Annotated in this window: 21 protein-coding genes and 2 tRNA genes; 6 read left to right on the plus strand and 17 right to left on the minus strand. The window is 41.7% G+C overall.

The genetic code is table 11. The features are described from left to right. Nucleotides 1-11 precede the first annotated feature (11 nt). Nucleotides 12-1,274, minus strand: coding sequence for an ABC transporter permease (locus tag EIP89_RS02225; RefSeq protein WP_245966081.1), 1,263 nt, complete (start codon nt 1,272-1,274; stop codon nt 12-14). Beyond that, nucleotides 1,261-2,430, minus strand: coding sequence for a glycosyltransferase family 2 protein (locus EIP89_RS02230; protein ID WP_124397031.1), 1,170 nt, complete (start codon nt 2,428-2,430; stop codon nt 1,261-1,263). The genes EIP89_RS02225 and EIP89_RS02230 overlap by 14 nt, the downstream gene beginning before the upstream one ends. 112 nt (nt 2,431-2,542) lie before the next feature. Here EIP89_RS02230 and EIP89_RS02235 point away from each other — a divergent pair, with 112 nt between their 5' ends. Both EIP89_RS02235 and EIP89_RS02240 read left to right on the plus strand, forming a co-directional pair. Then, a complete protein-coding gene (locus EIP89_RS02235) occupies nt 2,543-3,658 on the plus strand; it encodes a TolB family protein (protein WP_124397032.1) in 1,116 nt (371 codons plus the stop codon). Between the two features lie 68 nt (nt 3,659-3,726). Next, complete coding sequence (locus tag EIP89_RS02240; protein WP_124397033.1) at nt 3,727-3,969, plus strand: hypothetical protein; 243 nt, start codon at nt 3,727-3,729, stop codon at nt 3,967-3,969. A 392-nt stretch (nt 3,970-4,361) separates the two neighbouring features. On the opposite strand, the gene EIP89_RS02245 is transcribed toward EIP89_RS02240, so the two are convergent. The 5 genes from EIP89_RS02245 to EIP89_RS02265 all read right to left on the minus strand — a co-directional run bounded on the left by EIP89_RS02245 (nt 4,362) and on the right by EIP89_RS02265 (nt 10,443). Next, nucleotides 4,362-6,251, minus strand: coding sequence for an HAD-IIIA family hydrolase (locus tag EIP89_RS02245; RefSeq protein ID WP_124397034.1), 1,890 nt, complete (start codon nt 6,249-6,251; stop codon nt 4,362-4,364). Then, a complete protein-coding gene (locus tag EIP89_RS02250; RefSeq protein WP_245966082.1) occupies nt 6,241-7,485 on the minus strand; it encodes a bifunctional folylpolyglutamate synthase/dihydrofolate synthase in 1,245 nt (414 codons plus the stop codon). The genes EIP89_RS02245 and EIP89_RS02250 overlap by 11 nt, the downstream gene beginning before the upstream one ends. 3 nt (nt 7,486-7,488) lie before the next feature. Further along, nucleotides 7,489-8,463, minus strand: a complete 975-nt coding sequence (locus EIP89_RS02255; RefSeq protein WP_124397035.1) for an OmpA/MotB family protein — start codon at nt 8,461-8,463, stop codon at nt 7,489-7,491. A 99-nt stretch (nt 8,464-8,562) separates the two neighbouring features. Continuing rightward, complete coding sequence (locus EIP89_RS02260; RefSeq protein ID WP_124397036.1) at nt 8,563-9,696, minus strand: lycopene cyclase family protein; 1,134 nt, start codon at nt 9,694-9,696, stop codon at nt 8,563-8,565. Nucleotides 9,697-9,729: 33 nt separating this feature from the next. Further along, nucleotides 9,730-10,443 (minus strand): hypothetical protein, encoded by a 714-nt coding sequence (locus EIP89_RS02265; protein ID WP_124397037.1) that lies wholly within the window; start codon nt 10,441-10,443, stop codon nt 9,730-9,732. A gap of 143 nt (nt 10,444-10,586) precedes the next feature. Between EIP89_RS02265 and EIP89_RS02270 the strand changes: the two genes are divergently transcribed. Further along, nucleotides 10,587-11,042 (plus strand): hypothetical protein, encoded by a 456-nt coding sequence (locus EIP89_RS02270; RefSeq protein ID WP_124397038.1) that lies wholly within the window; start codon nt 10,587-10,589, stop codon nt 11,040-11,042. A gap of 75 nt (nt 11,043-11,117) precedes the next feature. Beyond that, nucleotides 11,118-13,325, plus strand: a complete 2,208-nt coding sequence (locus EIP89_RS02275) for a PKD domain-containing protein (protein ID WP_124397039.1) — start codon at nt 11,118-11,120, stop codon at nt 13,323-13,325. Here EIP89_RS02275 and EIP89_RS02280 read toward each other — a convergent pair. From EIP89_RS02280 to EIP89_RS02290, 3 genes are all read right to left on the minus strand, one after another. After that, nucleotides 13,320-14,216 (minus strand): hypothetical protein, encoded by an 897-nt coding sequence (locus EIP89_RS02280; protein WP_124397040.1) that lies wholly within the window; start codon nt 14,214-14,216, stop codon nt 13,320-13,322. The two genes, EIP89_RS02275 and EIP89_RS02280, sit on opposite strands and share 6 nt — an antisense overlap. Beyond that, complete coding sequence (locus EIP89_RS02285) at nt 14,213-14,941, minus strand: hypothetical protein (RefSeq protein ID WP_124397041.1); 729 nt, start codon at nt 14,939-14,941, stop codon at nt 14,213-14,215. The genes EIP89_RS02280 and EIP89_RS02285 overlap by 4 nt, the downstream gene beginning before the upstream one ends. A 65-nt stretch (nt 14,942-15,006) precedes the next feature. Next, nucleotides 15,007-15,095, minus strand: a tRNA-Ser gene (locus tag EIP89_RS02290). A gap of 82 nt (nt 15,096-15,177) precedes the next feature. On the opposite strand from EIP89_RS02290, the gene EIP89_RS11575 reads away from it, so the two are divergent. Then, a complete protein-coding gene (locus EIP89_RS11575; protein ID WP_218019311.1) occupies nt 15,178-16,689 on the plus strand; it encodes a GWxTD domain-containing protein in 1,512 nt (503 codons plus the stop codon). 15 nt (nt 16,690-16,704) lie between these two features. Next, nucleotides 16,705-17,556, plus strand: a complete 852-nt coding sequence (locus EIP89_RS02300; protein WP_124397042.1) for a lysophospholipid acyltransferase family protein — start codon at nt 16,705-16,707, stop codon at nt 17,554-17,556. Here the strand turns inward: EIP89_RS02300 and EIP89_RS02305 are convergent. The 7 genes from EIP89_RS02305 to EIP89_RS02335 all read right to left on the minus strand — a co-directional run bounded on the left by EIP89_RS02305 (nt 17,550) and on the right by EIP89_RS02335 (nt 23,444). Continuing rightward, nucleotides 17,550-18,005, minus strand: a complete 456-nt coding sequence (locus tag EIP89_RS02305; RefSeq protein ID WP_124397043.1) for an Mpo1 family 2-hydroxy fatty acid dioxygenase — start codon at nt 18,003-18,005, stop codon at nt 17,550-17,552. The two genes, EIP89_RS02300 and EIP89_RS02305, sit on opposite strands and share 7 nt — an antisense overlap. Before the next feature lie 96 nt (nt 18,006-18,101). Beyond that, a complete protein-coding gene (gene lysS, locus EIP89_RS02310; protein ID WP_124397044.1) occupies nt 18,102-19,823 on the minus strand; it encodes a lysine--tRNA ligase in 1,722 nt (573 codons plus the stop codon). A 139-nt stretch (nt 19,824-19,962) separates the two neighbouring features. Beyond that, nucleotides 19,963-20,036, minus strand: a tRNA-Asp gene (locus EIP89_RS02315). 181 nt (nt 20,037-20,217) lie between these two features. Beyond that, nucleotides 20,218-20,913, minus strand: a complete 696-nt coding sequence (locus EIP89_RS02320; protein ID WP_124397045.1) for an RsmE family RNA methyltransferase — start codon at nt 20,911-20,913, stop codon at nt 20,218-20,220. Then, the gene (rimK, locus tag EIP89_RS02325; RefSeq protein ID WP_124397046.1) at nt 20,913-21,818 is read right to left on the minus strand and encodes a 30S ribosomal protein S6--L-glutamate ligase; all 906 of its coding nucleotides are present in this window, start codon (nt 21,816-21,818) and stop codon (nt 20,913-20,915) included. Before rimK ends, EIP89_RS02320 begins: the two co-directional genes overlap by 1 nt. A gap of 14 nt (nt 21,819-21,832) precedes the next feature. After that, a complete protein-coding gene (locus EIP89_RS02330; RefSeq protein ID WP_124397047.1) occupies nt 21,833-22,300 on the minus strand; it encodes an ATP-dependent zinc protease family protein in 468 nt (155 codons plus the stop codon). Between the two features lie 4 nt (nt 22,301-22,304). Continuing rightward, complete coding sequence (locus EIP89_RS02335; RefSeq protein ID WP_124397048.1) at nt 22,305-23,444, minus strand: glycosyltransferase; 1,140 nt, start codon at nt 23,442-23,444, stop codon at nt 22,305-22,307. Nucleotides 23,445-23,459: the final 15 nt, after the last annotated feature.

Below are 23,459 nucleotides of genomic sequence, written 5' to 3' on the forward strand. Positions count from 1 at the left end.
TCACAAGATGATCAGTTGCCCTGACGAATGGCCTCTACAGGATCGAGCTGGCTGGCTGAGCGCGCAGGGGCATACCCTGAAATTAACCCAATGGCTACACTGATCACTACACCTTGAACAATGTTTTTGGCACTGAGGTAAAAGGGAAATTCCAACGCCCCGGTTACGATCAGCAGCGTGGCAAAGACCAGAACAAGACCAATCAATCCACCTACCACACACAGGGCGACACTTTCGGTTAAAAATTGTCCGAGAATAAACCGACGTGGAGCGCCGAGGGCTTTGCGGATACCGATTTCTGAGGTGCGCTCCTTCACACTTACAAACATGATGTTAGCTATTCCAAAGCCGCCCACCAAAATAGAAAATCCGCCTATGAAAATACCCGCGATGGTCACTATGCGAAAAATCTGATCCAGACTTGAGCTGATGAGTGAGATCTCATTGAGGGCAAAGTTGTCTTCGGCCTTGGGCTTGAGCCTTCGAATGGCGCGCATGTTTTGACGCAACTCGTCTTTGAACTCAGTCAGAGTTACATTTTCAGGGGCGCGCACCATGATGAAGCTGCCATTGATTGCGTTTTCATTCACAAACTTTCTTCCAAAATTTACAGGTATTACGATGTTCTGATCGTTATCGTTGCCTACCAGGCTTTTACCGGTTTTTTCAAATACACCTATCACCGTAAGTTTCTTACCCTTGAGCTGAATGCGTTGACCGACAGCGTTCATTTGCGGAAAAAGTCCTTCGGCTACATCGTACCCCAACACGCAAACCGGCGCGCCAGAGCGCGACTCCTGCTCGGTGAAGAATCGCCCTTGCCAGATTTTGTGGTTCCAAAGAGCCAGGTAATCGTGCGAAGTGAACAGCACAGAGGCACCTTCTACCTGATTACCATAGGCCTTAGCGGTAGCAGTAAGGCCAAAAGCATATACCATTTTGTCGTAGTTGCGCACAAGGCGCGAAAGTTTTTCAAAGTCCTCGTAACGTGGTTCAGGTCGATTCAGATACTTCCACCAGGGGTATTCTCCCCCGCCACCCCAGGGCCATTTTTGAATGTACACCACGTTGTTGCCGAGCTGTTGTACCGAGTCGCGAATATTGCGCTCCAGCGAATCGACCATTGCAAATACGGTGATGATCGAATAGATTCCCACCGTAATGCCCAGCAGCGAGAGCAGGGTTCGAAACTTATTGACGCTCAGCGAGCGTATTCCGGTTTGAATGCTTTCGAGCAGCAGGGGGAGTTCAGCAAGTAGTTTATTTAGCTTCACCTGTCTGACCTTTTTCAGTTACTTCAAAGTGCGTTGCCGTCTTCTTATTGATGCGTAGGATGGATCCGATCAAGGCCACAATCGCTACTGGTATGTGCGCAATGGCGCGAAGCAGATCCTTGTTGTACATGCTAGCAGGTACAGAGATCAGCATGGCAGAGTAGTACAGCACCGTGAGCAGCAGCCAGTTGTAGGTGAGCCAGTCGGTGAAGTAGTCCACCACACCTACAATGCCCATCAGCCCAATGAGCAACACCTTGGGAATCAACGCCATTTGAAAGCACTTGTCGAAGTAATCTACATTGCCCTTCAAAATCAGGTGCTTCAATCCATCCAAAAAGTAGTTTCTAAAAAAGTAAAATTGCGCTCCTAACCAGCGCGTGCGCTGCTTGCCGAAGTTTTTGGTAGTCGATACCTTTTCGTCGTACACATAGGCATGCTCGTAAAACTCTATGGTATGCCCGTCTTTGAGCAGCAGCATTTCGAGTTGTTTGTCCTCGCCGGCAGTGTCGGTGATTTGAGCCATATACTTTTTGTAGAGATGGTATTCGAAGACCATTCCCGAACCGATTAAAGCTGATGAAAGGCCCATATTCCTGTGTCCTTTGCGGAAGATGTGATTGCCTATTTCTTCATTGGCCGCATCGAGTATGGCCATAGGTGTGTTTTTATTTTTGGCCGTGCGATGTGCTTGAATTATCTGATGCCCGCTTTTAAAAGCATCTGAAACTTTCCGAAGAAAGAAGTGCGCCATCACGTTGTCGCTGTCGAGTATCACTATGGCCTCCGGCGGATCGTTTTCCAGGTATTCCAATCCTTTATTTATGCTTTTGGCCTTGGTACTGTGGTCAAAAATTACCTCCAGTACCTCTGCGCCAATGGCTCTGAGCTTTTGCACAGTCTCGGGCTGAAAGCTATCGGCCAGAACGATCACGCGATACCTCTCGCGCGGATAATCTACCTCCAGCGCTTGGCGGGCAGTATCTACAATGATTTTATCTTCCTTGTAGCCAGGTATGAGTACAGCAAAACGCGTGAGTGGCTGACCTTTTTTCAAGATCAATTCATGAGGTGCCAGTCCGGCAACGGCAAAAATGAAAAAGTAAAAAACCTGTATGCCGATGAGTACAAAGAGCAATAATTCTACGTATTTCATATCGGGGGCTTTTCTGCAGTTTGAGCGATCGTTTCGTGTTTCTTAAAAAAGTCTGCCGCAATCGGCACGACCCGTGCTATGACTTTACTTTGCCAAAAATATGCTTTTTCAAATGGTCAGAATTCCCTTTGCCAAAATACTTTTTTTCGTCGTACTTACTCTTACCACTGCAGCGCAAAAATCTTCAAAGCCAAAAGCCATTACCTATCCCGGTGAAGTTCATCTCAAAAACCTTCGCCAGCTCACCAACGGGGGCGACAATGCCGAAGCCTATTGGAGTTTCGACAACCGAAAGCTCGTGATGCAGAGCAACAATCCCGCCTGGGGCCTGAAGTGCGACCAAATCTTCTGGTGGGACATCCGTCGCGATAATCTCTTCCAATCGCGCCCTCAGATGGTCTCCACCGGTCGCGGTCGTACCACGTGCAGCTTTTTTCTACCCGGCGATACATTGATCCTCTTTGCTAGTACGCACGAAGGGGGCGATGCCTGCCCACCCGAACCTGACCGCTCCGAGGGATATGTATGGCCACTCTACAATACGTATGATATTTATGTGGCTGATTTAAAAGGCAATATTGTAAAAAAACTCACCGATCGCAAGGGGTATGACGCTGAAGCTACTGTTTCGCCAAAAGGTGATAAAATAGTCTTCACTTCTGACCGATCTGGCGATCTTGAACTGTGGGTGATGGATATCGACGGCTCCAATCCCGTGCAAATCACCAACGAACTTGGGTATGACGGAGGTGCATTTTTTTCGCCCGACGGCAGTAAAATCGTCTTTCGCGCCAGCCGGCCAAAGACACCCGAAGAGATCGCTGAATACAAAGCTCTACTGGCCAAAGGCCTCGTAAAACCCTCTAATATGGAAATCTTTGTGTGCAACGCCGACGGCTCCGACCTGCGCCAGGTCACTAATCTCGGTAAAGCCAACTGGGCACCATATTACCACCCCGACGGCAAGCGCATCCTCTTCTCATCCAATCATCACAGCCCGCGCGGCTATCACTTCAATATCTTTATGATCAACGAAGACGGAACAGGCCTCAAGCAAATCACCTTCGATCCTACCTTCGACGCCTTCCCCATGTTCTCGTGGGACGGCAAAAAGCTCGTTTTCAGCTCTAATCGCAACAACGGTGGCACCCGCGATACCAACGTCTTCATCTGCGATTGGGACGAAAAGGGAAAAACCAAAAAATCCTCTACTCAAAAGAAGAAATAGTTTTTTCTTTTTTCTTTTTATTTGGGCGTGCCCCAGGCTCGGCGCCTTTCCGTCTTTTTTAATATAGCATGTTCAGACAAAGAAGCCAAAGCTACCTTCGCCATAGGGCTTGCCCAGGCATGGAGCCGACAGGCGCCTTCGCCATAGGGCTTGCCCAGGCATGGAGCCGACAGGCGCCTTCGCCACAGGGCTTGCTCAGGCATGGAGCCGACAGGCGCCTTCGCCATAGGGCTTGCCCAGGCATGGAGCCGACAGGCGCCTTCGCTGTAGGGCTTGCTCAGGCATGGAGCCGACAGGCGCCTTCGCCATAGGGCTTGCCCAGGCATGGAGCCGACAGGCGCCTTCGCCATAGGGCTTGCCCAGGCATGGAGCCGACAGGCGCCTTCGCCATAGGGCTTGCCCAGGCATGGAGCCGACAGGCGCCTTCGCCTGGGTCGGGCTGCTCCAGGGTACGCTTCGCTCCCGTGCTTTGGCACCGCTCCGCAGTGCCTTCGCACCGCGCTTGCGCGCGCCTTCCGCATCCCTCACGCGAAGCGCGCTTCTTCGAAAGCGCGCTTCAGATTGCCTGATAATTCATTCAATTTCTAAAGTCCAAAATCAGCGATTAATTTTCAAGGCTTTTCGCTCTAATTATAGATGACATCACCTTTTAGTAGACCTTTTTTGATAGGTAATTTGACCGAGCACTTGTCTCAGAATTGAATTAATTTTTATCATTCCATATTACTGAGTCTGCAAGGTTGGCCTGCTTTTCTATCACATCGTATTCACTTGACTTCCGTAGCCGAATCATCCGTTCTATTTCCCCATCCGTGCGACCCTTCCACCTGTTGAGTTGATAGAGATTCTTGTAAAAAGTTTCTTCGCTCACCGCACAAAATAGCTTCCAGTCATATATATCCACAAGGTTTTTAAGCATCAAAGCCACGATGCCTTCCACGATTACCACATCTGTCTCAGATGTCAATTGATACATAGGAGGCGCAATTTTCCATGTAGGATTTCGCTGGTAACCCGTGGGCGTAACCGATTTGCCTTCTAGGAATTCTTTTAAATCTTTTTCCAGGCGATTTATTTGGTAAATCTCGTGTAAATCATGAGCTGAAGAGCGCTTTTCTGGCGCCAAAATCCAGTGGTCGAGTTCCACTTTAAGTACACTTAAGCCATTTTTACGCAAGTGTCGCTGTATGTAGGTTGCTAATGTCGATTTTCCAGTGCCTGTATTGCCAGCTATGGCTATAACATATGGTTGTTTTGATAAATTTTGAATTTTTTTGAATAAGTCTTCGGCAAGGGTTTTATGAGGTTCATTTAGAATGTATTCTACGGCTTCAGCTACCGAATAAAAGGTAAAATCAGGCGCTATTCGCGTGTTTTTCAAACCATTTCCCGTCATTACTCCCGCGGTGGTACAACCAGCGCTTTTACCGGCTTCTATATCGGACTCTCGATCGCCGATTATCCAACTTTCTTTTAAATCAATGTTGTACCGCTCAGCAGCTTTCAGTAGCATACCGGGTTTTGGCTTACGGCATTCACACTCGATTTTCAATTCTACCACTTCGCCCTCAAATCCCTTGTCTGGATGATGCGGACAGTAATAGAGGTCGTCGAGATAGGCATGCCCCTCGGCAAGTTGAAAGTCGAGTTCGGCGTGAATTCGGTTAAGGCCAGCTTCGTCGGTGAGTCCACGAGCTACAACGCTCTGATTGGTCACTGAGATGGCCAGGTAGTCGCTTTGATTGATTTTTCGCACTGCTTCGGCTGCAAAAGGAAAAACCTTCAATTGCTCGGGTCGATGAATCAAATCGTTGTCTTCGTTGAGCACCCCGTCGCGATCTAAGAAAATGGCCTTTTGCATTTGTCGCAGATTTCTTCGTTGTGGCTTTCCTGCTTTGAGATCTGCTTCTACCTTTTGAATGCGATCTGGAGTGCCCATGTCTTTGATGTATTCCGCAGTGCGCCACGCGTAAATGGGCAATTCCTTGCACAGCTTTGGCAATTGATGTCTTCCCCAATCGCTTTTACCGGTAGGTAAGTAGTGTATAACTTCCTTTTCGACCAGATAAAGGGCTGCATTCACCAAATTCCTCACCCTAAGTTCTGGAGCATGTGGTTTGGGATGTACCTGAATAACCCGATCCGAAAGATCGGTTTCTATCAAGTCGCTGTCGTAGGGATGATCGTTTGGATGAACGGCTATGGTCATTCGGGCTTTCTTGGCTTTATGGAAGTCGTACATCCTTTTTAAATCCACGTCAAACACTACATCACCATAGAATACCCAGAAAATTTCTGGCAATTCAGCTTCTAGTACTTTAAAAGCTCCTGTGGTTCCGAGGGGCTCAGCCTCCCTGAAGTATTGGATTTCAACATTCCAGTTGTTGCCGTCTTTAAAGTATTCTTCGATTACATTACTCAAAAATCCTGTAATCAGATGAATGCGATTAATGCCATTTTGTACACATTGATTAATGATGTGTTCGAGCACTGGCTTGCCCATTAAAGGCAGCATGGGTTTGGGAAGGTTATAAGCCAGTTCCCCCATTCGAGTACCCTTGCCCCCGCATAAGATATACGCATTAGTCACCATTTTCGAGATGTTTCAGTAGATCGCCCACCACAAAGGTGCTTCCACCTACGTAAATGGTATCATGTGGTTGAGCTCGTTCTAAAGCTCTTTGATAGGCAACTGGCACACTGGGCACCTTTTCGTAATTTAATTTAAAATCAGCAGCCGCTTTTTCCAATTGATCTAAAGGCATAGCGCGCGGAACGTCAGGCGTAGTAAAAATATAATAGGCGTCTTTTGGCAAGAGTGTGAAAATCTTGATGGCATCTTTATCGCTCACCATACCCCACACGATGTAGAGTTTGCCTTTACGCACCTGTTCGAGCTGCTGAAAAACAATTTGAATACCGTCAAAGTTATGGGCCGTATCAGCGATTACGAGTGGCTGCTGTGAAAGTACCTCCCATCGACCGCGCAAACCAGTTAGTTGAACTACATGAGAAAAGGCGTATCGAATCTGCTCTTCCGTCGGTTTAAGCGTCTCAGGCAGCAGCTGCAAGGCAGCATAGGCAGTTTTTGAATTTTTTAGCTGGTAAGATCCCTTGAGTTCACATTCGAGTAGAAGATCTTTATATGCTTCAGACGCAAATAAAAGGGGAGCATGTTTAGCTTGAGCGACATTTTTAAAAACATCTGCCACTTCCTCCTGCAGTTCTCCAATTACTATGGGCACTTCTGGTTTTATAATGCCGGCTTTTTCAAAAGCGATTTTCGGCAAAGTATCTCCTAAGAATTGCATGTGGTCCCATCCAATGTTTGTAATGACGCTCACTATTGGCGTTATCACATTGGTCGAATCCAGGCGCCCTCCCATACCTACTTCGATTACCGCCACATCTACCGCTTCTTGGGCGAAGTAATCGAAAGCCATTGCCATAGTGAGCTCAAAAAAGCTCGGATCAATGGCTTGGCCTTCAGCCATGAATCGATTGACAAAATCAACGACAAATTCCGAGCGTATTTTCTGTCCATTGATTTTAATTCGCTCTCTGAAGTCGTATAGGTGTGGACTGGTGTAAAGTCCGGTTTTCAAACCTTTCGTTTGCAGTGCAGCCGCAAGCAGATGTGATACGCTACCCTTGCCATTGGTGCCTCCTACATGCAGTGTCGGATACCGCTTATGTGGATGTCCAAGCCAATGCATAAGGGCAAGCGAGCGTTCTAAACCAGGCTTGTAGGCAGCAGCACCTTGCCTCTGAAAATAAGGAAGCCGGCTTGTGAGCCAGCTCAAAGCTTCCTGATAATTTGCAATCAAAGATTACTTGATGTTAATTAAATCAACCAATTTTGAGTAATCAGGAGTAATAATGATTTCGGTACGCCGGTTTTGAGCTTTTCCTTCTGGAGTATCGTTTGATGCAACCGGTTGAAACTCTCCACGGCCACCGGCTGAGATTCTGGATGGATTGATCTTACCTTGTGAAAGCAGCGCTTTAATCACAGCTGTTGAGCGCATTACTGACAAGTCCCAATTGTCTTTTACGGCCGATTGACCTCGATAGGCATCACTGTCTGTGTGCCCTTCCACCAATACACTCAGGTCAGGATTGTCTTCTAACACTTTCGCCAAATTGCGCAAGGCTGGCATAGCGCGTTCGTTCAGCGTCCAGCTACCTGGCTCAAAGAGCAAAGCGTTTTCTAAGGTTACGTACACCTTACCATCGCGCATATGTACGCGTAAACCCTTGCCCTGGAATGGCATTAACGCTCTCGAAACCCGCTCTGAGAAGAATTTGAGTACACTGTCTTTTCTTGCTACAGTTGATTCAAGTTCGCCTACGCGTTTCTCTCTCTCGCGCAGCTTCAGGGAGAGTTGCTCAAGTTTCATTCGTTCTGTTCGCAGACTGTCTTCGCGTTGCTGAAGTTCTTCTTGCATTCTCTCAAGGCGCTGCATCAACTTGCGGTTTTCAGCAGTGCTTTGATTCATGAGCAGCTTGTTGTTTTCCAAAAGAAATTCATAAGAACGATTGAGCTCATCTATCTGTCTAGCCTTGCTCATGATGTTGTGGTAGTAGTCCAGCGAATCGCTCTTGAGTTTCTCAACGTATGCAGTTAGAGCTGCCACGTCGTTGAGCAATGCTCTGTTTTCAGCCTTCAGTTGATTGTTTTCTTGAAGGGTTGCCATATGAAGACTATCGAGGTGTTTGTAATTGTTCATCAGGTTTTTATGAACCTTGGATGAAACGCAAGAACCTAATAGCAGTATGGAAATCAGATGCAAACCGTATTTCATGTGATTTTAGGTAATAAACGCTCAAAAGTACTGATGCTTCGCTACTTGTTGGGTTAAAAGCTTTGGATAGTTATTGTTACATACGTGTTGAAAACTCCTTCAAATTTTTCGAATTTGAGAAATCATAGCCTTTAAAAACACCGGAATGTTAACCGAACTCATGATTTTTAAATCTTGTAACAAATTAGATTTTTCATTCAAAAAATTAAAAACCTCCTGAATTTTTAGTTTGAAAAATAAATCTTCAAAAATTTTATAAGCAGGTATTTTCTTTTCTTGAATTACGCGCAATAAAACGCTGTCATACAATCTATATTTATATCTTGGCTTATACAGTTTTTGAATCTTTCCTCTTTTAAGTTGCTGTATGTAAAAATGTGCTTGTTTTTGAATGAAATAAAACGTATAACCAGTCGATGCTTTAGTGGCTCCTCCTATAGTTCCAATGTTTATTACAGACGAAGAAATGTTTGATGTGTAAAGAATATCGCTCATCGGAATTACACCAAATTCTTTGTGTTTAATCGTGTATTTTACTTTTCCAAAGACATTTTGAATATACTCATCTAAAAGATATTCATATTCTTCGTCTTTTAACATATTTTCTGAGAATATGGTATATTCAACCATAGCCTCTTTTTCACTGTATGGCAAAATGTAGCAAAATCTGCATTCATTGTATTGATCGATTGTAAAATCCATTAATGTTGCCACATTAGCATCAAAAATAGGTTCTGCTGTTTCTATCTGCCAACCTTTAAAGTGCTGTAGAAGGGTAATATTTCCTTCCTTATATCGAATCGCATTACCAATACTGCTAAAAATATGTTCACCTCGGTAAAGCGATTTTTCGGTCACTATCGTTCCATGATTTCGTATTTCTTCAATCGATTCGTAAAGAATTTTAAAATTCTTTTTTGATGCTAAAATATTTAAAACATAAGCATAAAAATCATTGCTTTTTATCAAATGATAGCTGAATGGATGAATGTCAAAAATATCTTTTTTTTGGGGTGTTTTGATCTGAATTTTTTTCCATGATTTAGAAATTATTTCTGGAAATATGTGTTCATTTTCTGTCCAAAAGCACCACGTTCTATCGTAAGAAGTCTTAGGCTCTTTATCGATTATTAGGATTTTTTTGTTGTCAAAAAATGGATCGATAGCCATGTAATAAGCCATGCTTAGGCCAGCTGCACCAGCTCCAGCTATTATGTAGTCGAATGTTTCCAAAATTAGTCTTTTTATAATTAATTTATATTGCTATTAACTCACGGCTTTCAGCAGTATTCGTTTAGCTACCGGAAGCCAAGTAGCCGACAATGGAAGGGAGTGTTTAATGCTTATCATGTAGCTGGCCGGATTGGGTAATTCTTTGAAATGCTTTATTAAACGCATTTTAATATTTTCTGGTGTATTTGTTATTGAGAGTTTATCTCTGCCCAAATATCTTGTCTCTAAAGCTCTAAATTGATCAGAATCTGTCTGAATAAGTTTGATTCGATAATAAAAGATCAAAATATCATCAGTGCTTTTATCACGCAGCATGAAGTAACCTTCTTTTCTGTAAAGAGGCACTATGCCTATCGGTTCAAGATCTATGATCGATGCTGCATACTCAAAGAGTTCTCTGCCCGATTCGATGCTCTGCCTAAATCGCGGCAGCGCAAATTCGATGATTTCGTCTATGGTCTTCAGGATGTCGTCGTCTTTGTACAAATCTTCGTAAATCACTTCCATTCGCTGGAAATTAATATCGGCTACCGATTGCGGAAATTTACTGCGCACCGACTCTTTTTGTTCCTTGATTTCCAGTAGATTTCTGTAATGATTAATGAGATCAGCTAATTGTGGATAAATCTTTTTCTGAGCAAAAAGTGAGTGAATTTTCTGTAGATAACCCAACAACTGGTAACTTTTGTACTCAAAGTCAATCAAACCGTCGATGTACCAATTGTCGTTGAGCTTTGCGTATTTCATGGTTTTTGGCTTTTGTTATCTCAAAATTAAAAAACGTATTTTTTCATAAAAATTATTTTACACTCTGTTATTAAACGTTTGACATTAATTATGGCTTAAATCTGCTTCTGAAGTACTTTTGTTCGCATTAATTAAAGTAAAAGATGAAACAAGTATTCGTATTGCTTTTTTTTATTATGGGAATTTCACTTCATGCTCAAGACAAACACGCTCTTGGAATCAGAGGAGGCTTTAACAATGGATTGACCTACAGAAATTACGCATCCAGTTCCAAGGCTTACGAATTTATCCTTTCACCTCGCTGGGGAGGCTGGAGCATTACTGGCCTAATCGAATACTATAACCCCCTCGGAAATGAGCCTGGCTTGACTTGGTTTTACGGTTTTGGTGCGCATTTGGGTACCTATCGTACCGGTAAGCCAAATGTGCCTGCAGCTAATGACAATCTTTTGCTTGGAGTAGATGGCATCATCGGAATAGATTACAAGTTTCAAAAGTTGCCTTTAAATATTTCGCTCGACGCCAAACCAGAATTCAATATCGTTCCTACCTTCTTAGACCTAATCAATTTTAATCTAAGTTTTCGCTTCACTTTTTAAAAAGAGCACATATTCCTAGCCGAAAGCACGATTTTGTTCTAAAAAAATCGTGCTTTTTTATTTACATTTGTGAGAATGAAAAGGATGGTTTTGCTGATTTGGGTTATTTTAATCATTGCTCCATTTTCAGCGATTCCATTTCATATTGTCGGAGGCGAACTTTCTTATATATGTCAGGGCACTGCCCCAAACGGCAACAAGTTATATCAAGTCCGCCTTACAATTTACCGCGATTGTAACTCGCTCAATGGAGCTCCCTTCGACAATCCTGCCATTATTGGAATTTACAACAACACTACCTTCGTTCAGCGTTTAGCTCTTCCTCTACAAAGTACTTTTTTGCTGCCTTATTCTGCACCAAGTCCCTGTGCACCACCACCGCCAAATACCTGCATCGAGCACACTTCATACGTCACTACCGTCAGTTTACCTCCAGTACCAGGGGGCTATACTATTGTATATCAACGCTGTTGCAGGAATTCTACAATCATAAATCTCGTAAATCCAGACTTCAATGGAGCGACGTACATGGCTACCATTCCTTCTATGGACACAGCATGCAACAGCTCACCTGCTTTTCCAAACCATCCGCCACTTATTCTTTGTCGTAACATGGGATTTAATTACCCACATCACGCCATCGATCCCGATGGTGATTCGCTTTTTTACACCCTTTGTAATGCTTATCACGGAGGAGGTCGCGATAATATCCCCGGCGGACCAACCTCCCCCCAGCCCGATCCACCGCTGCCTCCACCTTATCCCATCGTTACCTATGCTCCCGGATACAGCGGGGCTAATCCCATGATGGGCAACCCATCTATGACCATTAATCCTTTTACTGGTCTATTGTCAGTCAATCCGTCAGTAAATGGTATTCACGTTGTAACCGTGTGTGCACAAGAGTGGCGAAATGGGGTATTGCTCGGTGTCCACCGTCGCGATTATCAATTTACAGTATATGGTTGTGATCTTTCGAAATTTGCAACTATTCGCCCACAAAACCTTATTCCGCAAACATATTGCGCTGGTTTGACGATACCCTTTGTCAGCTACAGCAATAATGCTATTAGTTATTATTGGAAATTCAACGATCCGGGTAAGGCACCTGCTGATACTGCAAACGTCCAAAATCCCGTTTACACCTTCTCCGACACTGGAGTTTACAATGTAATGCTGGTAATCGATGCTGGTAATGGTTGTAAAGACACGGCTTACGAAACATATGAAGTGCGATATCCTTTACAAGTTTATTTTGAAGCACAAGGAAGCCTCTGTCTCCCAAATACGTCTTTACAATTTAAGTTAAAAGGCACACCCTTATCGCCACAGGCTAAGATCAATTGGTTTTTCGGAAGCGCTGCTTCCCTGTCATTCTTTCAAGGTAATTCACCTCCCACCATTGTATTCAATAATCCAGGTCCACATTTGGTAAAAGTAGAGGTGGAAGATTTCGGCTGCAAGAGCGAATATTCAAATTTTGTTCAATTTTACGCTCCACCCTCCTTTAGCGCGGCTGGTTCGGCACAATCGGTTTGCCTTGGTGAGGGAGTTCAATTTTTTAATCAATCAGTGGCCGAAACTCCACTTATTTGTTTGTGGAATTTTGGCGACGGAGTTACATCTACGCTGTGTAATCCCACGCATTTTTATCAAAAACCAGGTTTTTATATTCCAACGTTAAAGGTTTATACAGCAGTAGGGTGCATTGACTCTTCTGAAATTACACTTCCACCTATTGAGGTTTATCCCTCCCCGCAGTCAGTATTAGATGCAAAACCATTGAAGGCATCCATATTTTTCCCGGAAATTACTTTTAAAAACCAGTCTCACAATACTACAAACACACAATCGAATTTGTATATAAGTGATGGAACTGTGATTCAAAATTTCACCCAACAATACAAGCATAGCTTTGCTGATACTGGTAGATATACTGCCGTATTAGAATCAGTAAATGAATTTGGATGTGAAGCATATGATTCTGTAACCGTTTGGATTTATCCTGAAATTACGATTTTTATCCCAAATGCCTTTACACCAAATGGCGATGGAATAAACGACAATTTTGAAGTTTCAGTTACCGGAATGGTGTCTTATGAAATATCCATTTTTAACCGCTGGGGAGATATTATTTTTCAATCAAATAATCCAAAAAAATCATGGGATGGTAGACATCAGAATCTGCCAGTTCCAGCAGGTGTTTATCAGTATGTAATTCGCGCTATTGACTATCTAGGTGTACTGCATGTACGCAGAGGAAATATCTATCTGATTTTATAATGAAATTCCGTAGCGAATTCCCACCATAAAATTTAATCGCGACAGGCTCCAGGGACTACCTGATAAATCTAATGTTTCAATAGAACCATTCATATCTCTTTTCACCGAAAACAAGGCTGCTGAAATAAAATTAATGCCTCCATCGATATACAAATTATCAGTTAATTTATACTGACCAGAAACCCGCAGTGAGTAGAATAAATCACTCCCGGTATAGGTGGCTGGTAGGGAAAATATATCTAAATCTGAAAAATATTTATAGTGAAATTGTCCGAGCGCTAGACCAAAAGACATTAAAGCTTTTTCATTAAATAATGTATTGTAATTAATTCCAAGAGAATAGCTAGGCATATTTTGTTTGGAGCGGAAAATGTGTTCTGAAGGATTTCCCGGATTTCCGGGATTGATAAATTGATATGTCCTATTTACACTGCTCGAAAAATTTTGAAATTGTGCAAACATTCCAAAAGATTCAGAAAACATATATGATACCTCTAAATCATATACAAAACCGTAACGTTCCCTATTTTGAAAATCTTTAAATTGCGGAGAAGCATTTGGATCGATTTGGTAAGACATTCTTCCCAAACCAGTTCTGCCAGAGATCATAAGATTATGGAAAGTAGGACTTTTAGGTTTTTTGTCGAGATTCAAAATGGGATTTTTATAAAAATTTTTATCTATTTTTTTTATTTGACTCTTGGGTAGTAATGTATATTTTAATTCACCATCTTCAAGCATTTGAAAATAGACGAAATTTTTATCCTTTATCGGTAAAATTTTGCATTCAATACGTTGATTTTTTTTAGTAATAATTCTATCCTGTCCTAAGACTAAAAGCGGAAGTAAAAGAAAGATGTAAAAACAATATAAAATACCGTACTTTTTCATCGCTTCATCTTATTAATAAGATCAATAGCAACTTCAGGTTGTAATGTTACAAACTGAACTTGTGGTAACATAAATCCGGTGGGAATTTCGTTACAAAAAATGAAATAATCATATCCAGGTTCAACATTTAGAACCAATTGTGTCTTTGATTCGGTTTTTGCCCAAATAATTAGAGGTTCTTTATTTTTTGTTTTATATTCAATTATTTCACCACCTTTTACTAATCCAAGGTTTTCTTCGTTTACATAAATAGAATAATTTGTGGCGAAGGAAGGCTTAATAAAAACAACTCTTGCAAAATCATATTTATTTTTCAATCCACCATTTACTCTGTATTTTTTAAGTTGCGAAATCAAATTTTCTTCAATATTGTAAATATATCCGTTAATTTCTCCACAGCCATTGGTTGCAAGATTAATGTTTCCAGAGATTTTGTCTAATACGATTACATTACCGCCCACTTTCCTGGCTTCCAAAGTGGCTGCTGTAAGTCGCTCCACCCATCCACATGGTACCTGGTGATAATCTGACTTTTTTATCGTAATCGTGCCTACCTCCGTGCGCTGTTTTGGAAGTCGCTCAGCATCATTTAGAATGACAACATCTTCATAAAAGTCAAGAACGGGAATTTTGCGAATTGTGCGAACTTCAGCTCCTTTATATGTAGCACAAGAAGTTGTTGTTACTAGGAAAATAGGAAAAATCAAATTTTTAATTTGAACCATTGGAATGTTGAAACACTTGATAGCATAAAAGCAAAAAGCCGGCCAATTTTTTTGGCCGGCTTTTTTGGCGGAGAGAGAGGGATTCGAACCCCCGGAGGCTGTTAACCTCAACGGTTTTCAAGACCGCCGCAATCGACCGCTCTGCCATCTCTCCGGGGGCAAAATTAAAGTGGTTTGTTTTTTGAGCAAGTTTTTTCGTATCTTTATTTTCTTAAATTAAAAATTGATTAAGAAAAATGCAATTGTTTCGTAAAGTTTTGATTTTTAGCCTATTATATTCTGTAAGTTTTGCTGGTAAATTAGAGCTGAAGTTTGCCTACTATCATTTTTATCATCCAGAGACAAAAATTTACACCGAAACTCACTTCAATGTGAACGGAAATTCGGTCAAGGCTGTAAAAAATTCCGCTGGGAGATACACAGGCTCGGTGCTTATCACAATGTCATTTTATCATGACGACAAGATTATTCAAGGTGAAAAAATTCGGATATCCTTACCTGAAACGACTGACACCTCTTACTACAATAGAGGTTTTACAGCAAAATCGCAATTCAGATTGCCAACTGGCAGGAATCTTTTGAAGCTTGATATCCTCGATGAAAACAATCCATCTGAAAAATATCACTTCGAAATACCAATTGAAGTTCCTGATCCGAATGCATTTAAAGCATCTGATGTGATTTTAATTGCTGGAATGCCCGAAGGTGAAAATCGGGAGTTTTCAAAGAAAGATTTCATTCCCTACATTTCTTCTAGTACCTATTTATACGATAAAAATGTAAACGAATTGCTTTTTTACATGGAATTTTATGATCTCCAATCTACAGATGAGAAAGAACGACCATTTTTTGTGAATTACTTTCTCGAATCACTGATGTCGCCTATTTCATTAGAGAAGTTTGCAGGAAGAATAAAAATTCGTAACGAAGGTGTGCATCCTATTCTTGGTAGGCTAAATATCACAGAGCTGCCTTCAGGCGTTTACAATCTAGTAATTGAGTCAATCAATCGAAAAAACGAAATTTATGAACGAAAAAAAGTCAGATTTGAAAGGATATCTGATTACCAGCCAGTTTCTATTTCGCTCGATATGTTAGAAAACTTTAGTCTCGATAATTCAATCATTCCAGTAGAGATTTTGAAAGACAGCGTATTTGATTTCTTGTTGTACATGCTTCCGATAGCTACCTACAGCGAGCAAAAAACCATCGACAGGCTACTGTCAGAAAACAATAAAGATATAATGATGAAATACTTTAACTCTTTCTGGATCAACAAACAAAAATCTGGAATTACTTGGGAAGACTATTACAACAGAGTAACTACTGCAAATAAGCTTTACGGAACGCGGCTGCTTAAAGGATATCGGACAGATAGAGGTAGGGTCTACTGTTTATACGGTGCGCCTACCATAGTCGAAAGCAGGAAGCATGAGCCTAATACTTATCCCTACGAAATCTGGCAGTACGATCGATTAATTCCCTTAAATGGAACAAATCCACAAACAGATCGAATTTTCATCTTTGCTGATCGAGAGATTAACACCGGTACCTATCGACTCATTCACAGCACTGCTGCCGGAGAAACTTTCAACGAACGCTGGCAATATTTGCTCATGGAGCGCGATATGTGGACACCTAACGTCGACGATGTAGAACTGCCTGCTCAGGCTGGCGATTGGGGAACCAGATTTAACAACAGTATTATAATTAACCCTACTAAATTTGGACGCTATAATCGCTGGTAAATCATTACAGTATTAATGGCCTTTTTGATAAAACTAATTTCAAAGTTGCCACTAAATGTCTTATACACTCTTGGCAACTTTTTTTATTTGTTGTCATCTGTTTTTGGATATCGTTCGAAGGTAATATTAAAAAATTTAGAGATCGCATTTCCGGATTTCAAGGTAGAAGAGAGAAAGAAAATACAGAGAAAATTTTACAAGTATTTCTTTGAACTTCTTGCTGAAAATTTAAAAGATTTTGATCCTAAGTGGAAGGAGCACAAAAAATATGTTTTCATTGAGAATATTGAAGTGATTAAAAATATAACAAATCAAAACAAAAAAGTAATTATCATGCTTGGCCATCATGGAAATTTTGAATGGCTTAGTGTGATCCCAGAATTGCTTCAAGAAAGTGTGTATGCTGTGTATAATGAAGTAAAAAATAAAAGCATCGAACAACTCATTTTGCAAAAAAGAGCTAAATACAACCTTGGCCTTTTTCCAATGAAAGATACATATAAATTCATCGAATCAAACACAGATCAAAGAGCAGTTTACGGCTTTATAGCCGACCAAAGTCCACATGAAGGCCGCATAAATCATCGCTCAAAATTTTTTGTAGAAAATACCCCTACACATGTAGGGGCTGAGAAGATTGCGAAAATGTATAATATGGCTTTGGTATATTTAGAATGTGTACAATTAAGAAGAGGAAAATATGTTTTTAAACCTGTTTTAATAACCGAGCATCCACGAAATTATCCCGATTACCAATTGACTGATTTATACAATCAATTACTTGAACAAAACATTCGAAATCAGCCAGAAATTTATCTATGGACACATAAGCGCTGGAAGCACTTGCGACCAGGCGTATATCAATAGGAAATTCCCCATTTTTTATACAAAAAATGCATAAGCCAAGCCGGGCCAATTAATAAAAATTGCAAATCTTTAAAAAAAGAAGGTTTTTTGCCTTCGATTTTATGACCAATAAATTGACCAATCCAGGCCAGAACAAAAACAGTAATGGATATATAAAAAATTGACAGTCCGGAACTATCTAATAACCAAAGAATAGATAAACAAATAAGGGTAAATAGTGCTATTCCAACGAAAAGATTGAGAGACAAACGAAGGTAAAATATTAGGCTTAGTAGAATTAAAACATAGCTCCAATTAAACCATGTCATTGTTTCAGGAACTGGGATTGCGTAAAACAAACCCAAAATACTCCAAAAAATAAGAGGAACACATATCCAATGGATGGTTTTGTTGGTAGGATTCTGATGGCTTTGTCCATACTCGTCAAACCACTGATCTGCTGTTTTCATTGATGTTTAAGTTTTTTTAACATTTGACAAAAATAAAAAACCGACCAAAAAAAAAGGCCGGTTTTCATGAATTCCGTAACTATTTTGAAAAGCTATCTATTTAAACCATGTTTCTACTTCAGTCAATTGAAGAGCCGGAATGTCGAGTTTCTTTTTCTTTCTCAAGCCGTTGAGCTGCTGATGTACCTGAGTAGGCTTGAGCGATCGCATGGTCGAAATGTTTCCAAAAGCTTCTTTTGCCAAAGGAACCCAGGCTTCAGGTATTCCTACCTCTGTCCAATCTTCATCTTTAGGAGCAGCGGTGATTTGTTCTGGTTTCATCTGCGGAAAGAAAATAACCTCCTGAATGCTGACTTGATTGGTTAGCATCATTGTTAGTCGGTCGATGCCAATACCGAGTCCGGCGGTTGGAGGCATGCCATATTCGAGGGCCCGTAGAAAATCGTGGTCTATGAACATGGCTTCGTCGTCACCGCGTTGGCTGAGTTTAAATTGTTCTTCGAATCGCTCGCGCTGGTCGAGGGGATCATTGAGCTCTGAATAGGCGTTGGCTATCTCTTTACCGTTTATGATTAATTCAAAGCGCTCTGTGAGTGCTGGATTATCTCTGTGTTTTTTGCACAAAGGCGACATTTCCACAGGATAATCGATGATAAAGGTAGGCTGAACAAAGTGGTGCTCACACTTTTCGCCGAAGATGGCATCAATGAGTTTACCTTTTCCCATCTCAGGGGTTACTTCTATGCCCAATTGGTTGCACACCCCTCTGAGCTGCTCTTCATTCATACCTGAGATGTCGAATCCAGTATACTGCTTTATCGCATCATACATGCGCACGCGCGGATAAGGCGCTTTAAAATCAATAGTTTTATCACCTACTTGTACTTGTGTATTGCCTTCATTCACGGATTTAGCCACATGTTCTAGCAGATTTTCTGTGAATCGCATCATCCAGTGGTAGTCCTTGTATGCGATGTAAATTTCCATTCCCGTAAATTCGGGATTGTGCGTGCGATCCATCCCTTCATTTCGGAAGTTTTTAGCGAATTCATACACACCTTCAAAACCGCCAACAATTAATCTTTTTAAATACAATTCATTGGCTATTCGAAGGTAAAGAGGAATATCGAGGGCATTGTGATGGGTTACAAAGGGGCGCGCTGCAGCACCACCTGGAATCGGTTGGAGAATGGGAGTTTCAACTTCCAAGTAGCCAAAGGAATTGAAATATTCGCGCATGGCTTGTATGATGCGCGTGCGCTTTACAAAAATTTCTTTCACATGTGGATTTACGACCAAATCGACATAGCGCTGTCTGTAGCGCTGCTCAGGGTCGTTGAAGGCGTCGTGTACATTGCCTTCGGCATCGACCTTTACTACGGGCAATGGACGAAGTGCTTTGCATAGAAAGGTGAATTCTTTTATATGAATTGATATTTCACCCATTTGGGTGCGAAACACATGACCTTTTACGCCGATAAAATCGCCAATATCAGTAAGCTTTTTGATTACCTCATTGTAGAGCGTTTTATCTTCCGATGGGCAGATTTCGTCTCGATTAAAATAGACTTGAATTTTTCCTGTGGAATCTTTCAGGTCTACAAAGGCAGCCTTGCCCATGATACGCTTGCTCATTACTCGACCGGCGAGCGAAACTTGAGCGAATTTTTCAGGCTCATGATCGTTGAAGTTGGCTAAAATCTCTGCCGCAGTGTGTGTTACTGGATATTCGTCTGCAGGATATGGATTAATTCCAAGCTCTCTTAGTTTCTGTAAGGCTTCTCTACGTTGAATTTCTTGCTCAGATAAAACGCTCATTTGAACCGTGTTTTTGAAAAAACGGCTGCAAAAATAGCACGTTTAAGGAGGATTGACTTTTTTTAAATCTGATGAATTAGTGAAAAGAGAGGGAATCTAAGGGAGAATAAATAAAATAAGGGAGAATAAATAAAAAAAGCGGTCCGGACGGGACTCGAACCCGCGATCTCCGCCGTGACAGGGCGGCATCCTAACCAACTGAACGACCGGACCAGCTTGTGAAAGACCTTGATGCTAAAAGCGGTTGCAAAGATACGCGCACTAATTATTCTGCAAAATTATTACTTCGAAATGAACAAAAATTTTGATGCTATGTTTCAGTTACTTAAAAAATATCAGTGGGTATTTAACAAATTGTTTGCGGTAATTCTGTGACTTTTTTTTCTCAGATCTGTTAATATGATTTCAACCTCAAATGAGAAATTCCTACAATAGCAGCCGTTTCTGTTCTAAGTCTCAGATTACCTAAAGATATTGGAATACATCCATAAGCAATGGCTGCTTCAGCTTCTTCGGTTGTAAAATCCCCTTCAGGACCAATAAATAAACTGTATTCTGTAGAATTAACAGGCCAAGCTGTAGGTGCAAGTCTTCCTTCTCCAAAGCAAGTAGCGATGTATTTAACGCCTAGACCAGATTGGAAAGCCTCTTTTGAATTTGTAATTAATTTAATTTCAGGGAAATAACAATTCAAACTTTGCTTGGCAGCAGCTATGGCTATTTTTTCATAACGATCGAGATTTATGTTTCTTCGGGCTGTACGATGGCAAATGAGTAAACATATACTGGTGCATCCCAATTCAGTTGCTTTTTCTATCAACCATTCTGTGCGTTCGGTAGTGCGCGTTGGCGATACATAGAGGTGTACAATAGGTTCATTTTTTGGCTGTATAGAAAGAGATTCAATTTGTACTCCAACTTTTTTATTGCTTATGTGAACGATTGTTCCGTTACCAAATGTCCCTTTACCGTCAGTCAATGCGATGGGCTCCCCCACTTGCATCCTAAGCACGCGAGCTACATGATGACTTTCGTCGGGTGAGAGTGTAACAAGTCCTTCTTTAACTTCGTCAGCTACAAACAACCCCATCAGGCGCCTATATTATCTGATTTACCTGGTCTGTTAACTTGTTTTTCTATGAACTTGATGATTGCTGTGGCTACGTCTTTGCCAGAGTAGCGCTCCACGCCTTCAAGACCGGGAGAGCTGTTTACTTCCATTACCAGTGGGCCGCGATTGCTCTGCAAAATGTCGACTCCGGCTATGGAAAGTCCGAGACTTTTTGCTGCAAGCACGGCAATTTCTTTTTCTTCTTTTGTAAGCTTCACAGGTTCTCCAGTGCCGCCTCGGTGAAGATTGCTTCTGAAATCACCCTCTTTGCCTACTCTGCGATAGGCGGCAATCACTTTGCCATCTACTACGATAGCGCGCACATCTTTGCCAGCGGCTTCAGCGATAAATTCTTGCACTAAAATGTTGGCCTCCAGGCCATAAAAGGCTTCAATTACCGACTTTGCAGCTTTCTTGGTTTCGGCCAGCACTACTCCAAGTCCTTGAGTACCTTCTAACAGCTTAACGACCAACGGCGGACCGCCCACTTGCTTGATAAGATGGTCTATGTCGCTCGGATATTTTGCAAAGGCTGTTCTGGGTATAGGTACACCTTTAGAAGCTAAAATTTGAAGAGCTCTCAATTTATCGCGGGAGCGCACTAATGCCAGCGAACTGAGGGTAGTAAAAACTTTTTTCATCTCAAACTGCCGAATGATGCTGCTGCCGTAAAAGGTGACAGAAGAGCCTATGCGTGGTATGATGGCATCTACATCAGTGATTACATGATCGCCATAATACACATCGAGGTTGTTGGTTTCCATTACCACATAGCACTTGGTATGGTTCATAACCTTTACGTTGTGACCGCGTGCCAGAGCAGTTTCTACTAATCTCCGGGTAGAATATAAAAATCTATTGGTGGAGAGAATGAGAATATTCATGCTTTGAAATCAATCTACTCACATGAAAAATTAGCTATTTTTTGTCGGTACGAGAGGTCTTTTAAGCGAACATCAACAATAAAGCCTCTTCTCAGAAGTCTTCGACCCAGCAATACGGGATACTTCATCGACTCTCGGTCTGCAAGGGTCATTTCTGTTTTGAATTTACGACCGAAAAGTATGAGTATTGTTTTAATAGAAAACCGTTTTTCTATTTGTCCAAAAGAATTTTTTATGATTTTTTCTTTGAAGTCAAAGGAATAATACTCGCGGTCTTGGTAGGAAGGATGTTCAGGGTCGAGCAACATAAATGAGACTGCTGGTAGTCCCATTTTTTCAACCAACTGCACATTGTGGCAGTGAATGGCTGAGGTAGCAGCTCCAGTATCAATGCGGCATGCCAAGTTATATAGCTCAAATTCTGGAAGATCGATGTGATCTGAAGCCCCGATGAGCAAGGTTTCTATCTTTTTGTTTTTCATTTTGTTATGTCTTTTTCCAGCCTTTTGGCACACCTATTATGACGTTTTGGAGCCATATGCGCAGTTGTACGGCAAAAATGATAGCAGACAGTACTGGATACCACCAGCCCAGCTTGCCTTCACCGCCTAGTTTGCCGAGTTTAATCAATGCCCACCAGCGTTTTACAAAATACGCTGTACCTAATCCAAAAGGAATAGCAAACCAAGTATTTCCCATTGAAAGTAAGGCAAGGGACAGTACTGTAACTGTCCAAATTACAAGTCTTGAGACTTGGTAGGAGGCTAAGAAAATCTTAGAGCCAGTGCGATAATGCGATGAGGTAGAGAAATGTCTACGGCGTTGATAGATATATTCTGCCCAAGTCTTCTTGGGGATACTTACGGTTACTGCCTCAGGATGGATCACTACTTGGGTATTTTGACGGGTAGCTACTTCATTTATAAACAAATCATCGTCGCCTGAGGCAATGTGCATGTGTTTGTAAAATCCTTTGTTTTTGAAGAAAAGCTCTTTTCGATAGGATAGGTTGCGCCCTACGCCCATAAATGGCCAGCCAGCCCATGCAGCTGTGAGGTATTGCCAAGCGGTATGTAATGTTTCCATTCGAATAATCAGATTCAACAGGCCTTTTTCATTTTGGTATCTGCCATAGCCGAGTACTATTTCTACTGATGGGTCCGTGTATCCCTTCATCATGTGCTGCACCCAGTATTCGCTGGCCGGGGCACAATCGGCATCGGTGAGCAATACAATATCATGCTTTGCGGCTTTGATACCCAGCGTGAGTGCCAGTTTTTTACCTGCCCAATAATTGTCATTATCGGGTACTGTCACAATTTTAAGATTCGAATGCTGAGAGGCTTGCTCTTCGAGATAAAATCTTGAGTCGTCCCACGACCGGTCATTTACCACGATTACTTCCAGTTCAGGATATTTCTGGCTTACCCATTTGGGCAGGTTTTTTTGAAGGTTTTCCAACTCATTCCGGGCACAAACGATGAGTGAAACGGGTAAATTTTGATGGACGTTGGATTTGTTTAATCGTTTTTGAGCTGTAAAAAAAGCATAAAACAAATACCATTGAAACAGCAACGCCGGTGCCATCACCACTGTGAGCACCCACCATTCAGCAGTTGTAATCATTATTTTGTAAAAAAT

Source organism: Thermaurantimonas aggregans (assembly GCF_003851885.1).
Taxonomy (GTDB): Bacteria; Bacteroidota; Bacteroidia; order Flavobacteriales; family Schleiferiaceae; genus Thermaurantimonas; species Thermaurantimonas aggregans.

Excerpts from the sequence above, each read along its gene's own strand:
- EIP89_RS02230 (WP_124397031.1), bottom strand. The coding sequence starts at position 2,430 with ATGAAATACGTAGAATTATTGCTCTTTGTACTCATCGGCATACAGGTT.
- EIP89_RS02235 (WP_124397032.1), top strand. The coding sequence starts at position 2,543 with ATGGTCAGAATTCCCTTTGCCAAAATACTTTTTTTCGTCGTACTTACT.
- EIP89_RS02240 (WP_124397033.1), top strand. The coding sequence starts at position 3,727 with ATGTTCAGACAAAGAAGCCAAAGCTACCTTCGCCATAGGGCTTGCCCA.
- EIP89_RS02245 (WP_124397034.1), bottom strand. The coding sequence starts at position 6,251 with ATGGTGACTAATGCGTATATCTTATGCGGGGGCAAGGGTACTCGAATG.
- EIP89_RS02255 (WP_124397035.1), bottom strand. The coding sequence starts at position 8,463 with ATGAAATACGGTTTGCATCTGATTTCCATACTGCTATTAGGTTCTTGC.
- EIP89_RS02265 (WP_124397037.1), bottom strand. The coding sequence starts at position 10,443 with ATGAAATACGCAAAGCTCAACGACAATTGGTACATCGACGGTTTGATT.
- EIP89_RS02270 (WP_124397038.1), top strand. The coding sequence starts at position 10,587 with ATGAAACAAGTATTCGTATTGCTTTTTTTTATTATGGGAATTTCACTT.
- EIP89_RS02275 (WP_124397039.1), top strand. The coding sequence starts at position 11,118 with ATGAAAAGGATGGTTTTGCTGATTTGGGTTATTTTAATCATTGCTCCA.
- EIP89_RS02280 (WP_124397040.1), bottom strand. The coding sequence starts at position 14,216 with ATGAAAAAGTACGGTATTTTATATTGTTTTTACATCTTTCTTTTACTT.
- EIP89_RS02285 (WP_124397041.1), bottom strand. The coding sequence starts at position 14,941 with ATGGTTCAAATTAAAAATTTGATTTTTCCTATTTTCCTAGTAACAACA.
- EIP89_RS11575 (WP_218019311.1), top strand. The coding sequence starts at position 15,178 with ATGCAATTGTTTCGTAAAGTTTTGATTTTTAGCCTATTATATTCTGTA.
- EIP89_RS02300 (WP_124397042.1), top strand. The coding sequence starts at position 16,705 with ATGGCCTTTTTGATAAAACTAATTTCAAAGTTGCCACTAAATGTCTTA.
- EIP89_RS02305 (WP_124397043.1), bottom strand. The coding sequence starts at position 18,005 with ATGAAAACAGCAGATCAGTGGTTTGACGAGTATGGACAAAGCCATCAG.
- lysS (WP_124397044.1), bottom strand. The coding sequence starts at position 19,823 with ATGAGCGTTTTATCTGAGCAAGAAATTCAACGTAGAGAAGCCTTACAG.
- EIP89_RS02320 (WP_124397045.1), bottom strand. The coding sequence starts at position 20,913 with ATGGGGTTGTTTGTAGCTGACGAAGTTAAAGAAGGACTTGTTACACTC.
- rimK (WP_124397046.1), bottom strand. The coding sequence starts at position 21,818 with ATGAATATTCTCATTCTCTCCACCAATAGATTTTTATATTCTACCCGG.
- EIP89_RS02330 (WP_124397047.1), bottom strand. The coding sequence starts at position 22,300 with ATGAAAAACAAAAAGATAGAAACCTTGCTCATCGGGGCTTCAGATCAC.
- EIP89_RS02335 (WP_124397048.1), bottom strand. The coding sequence starts at position 23,444 with ATGATTACAACTGCTGAATGGTGGGTGCTCACAGTGGTGATGGCACCG.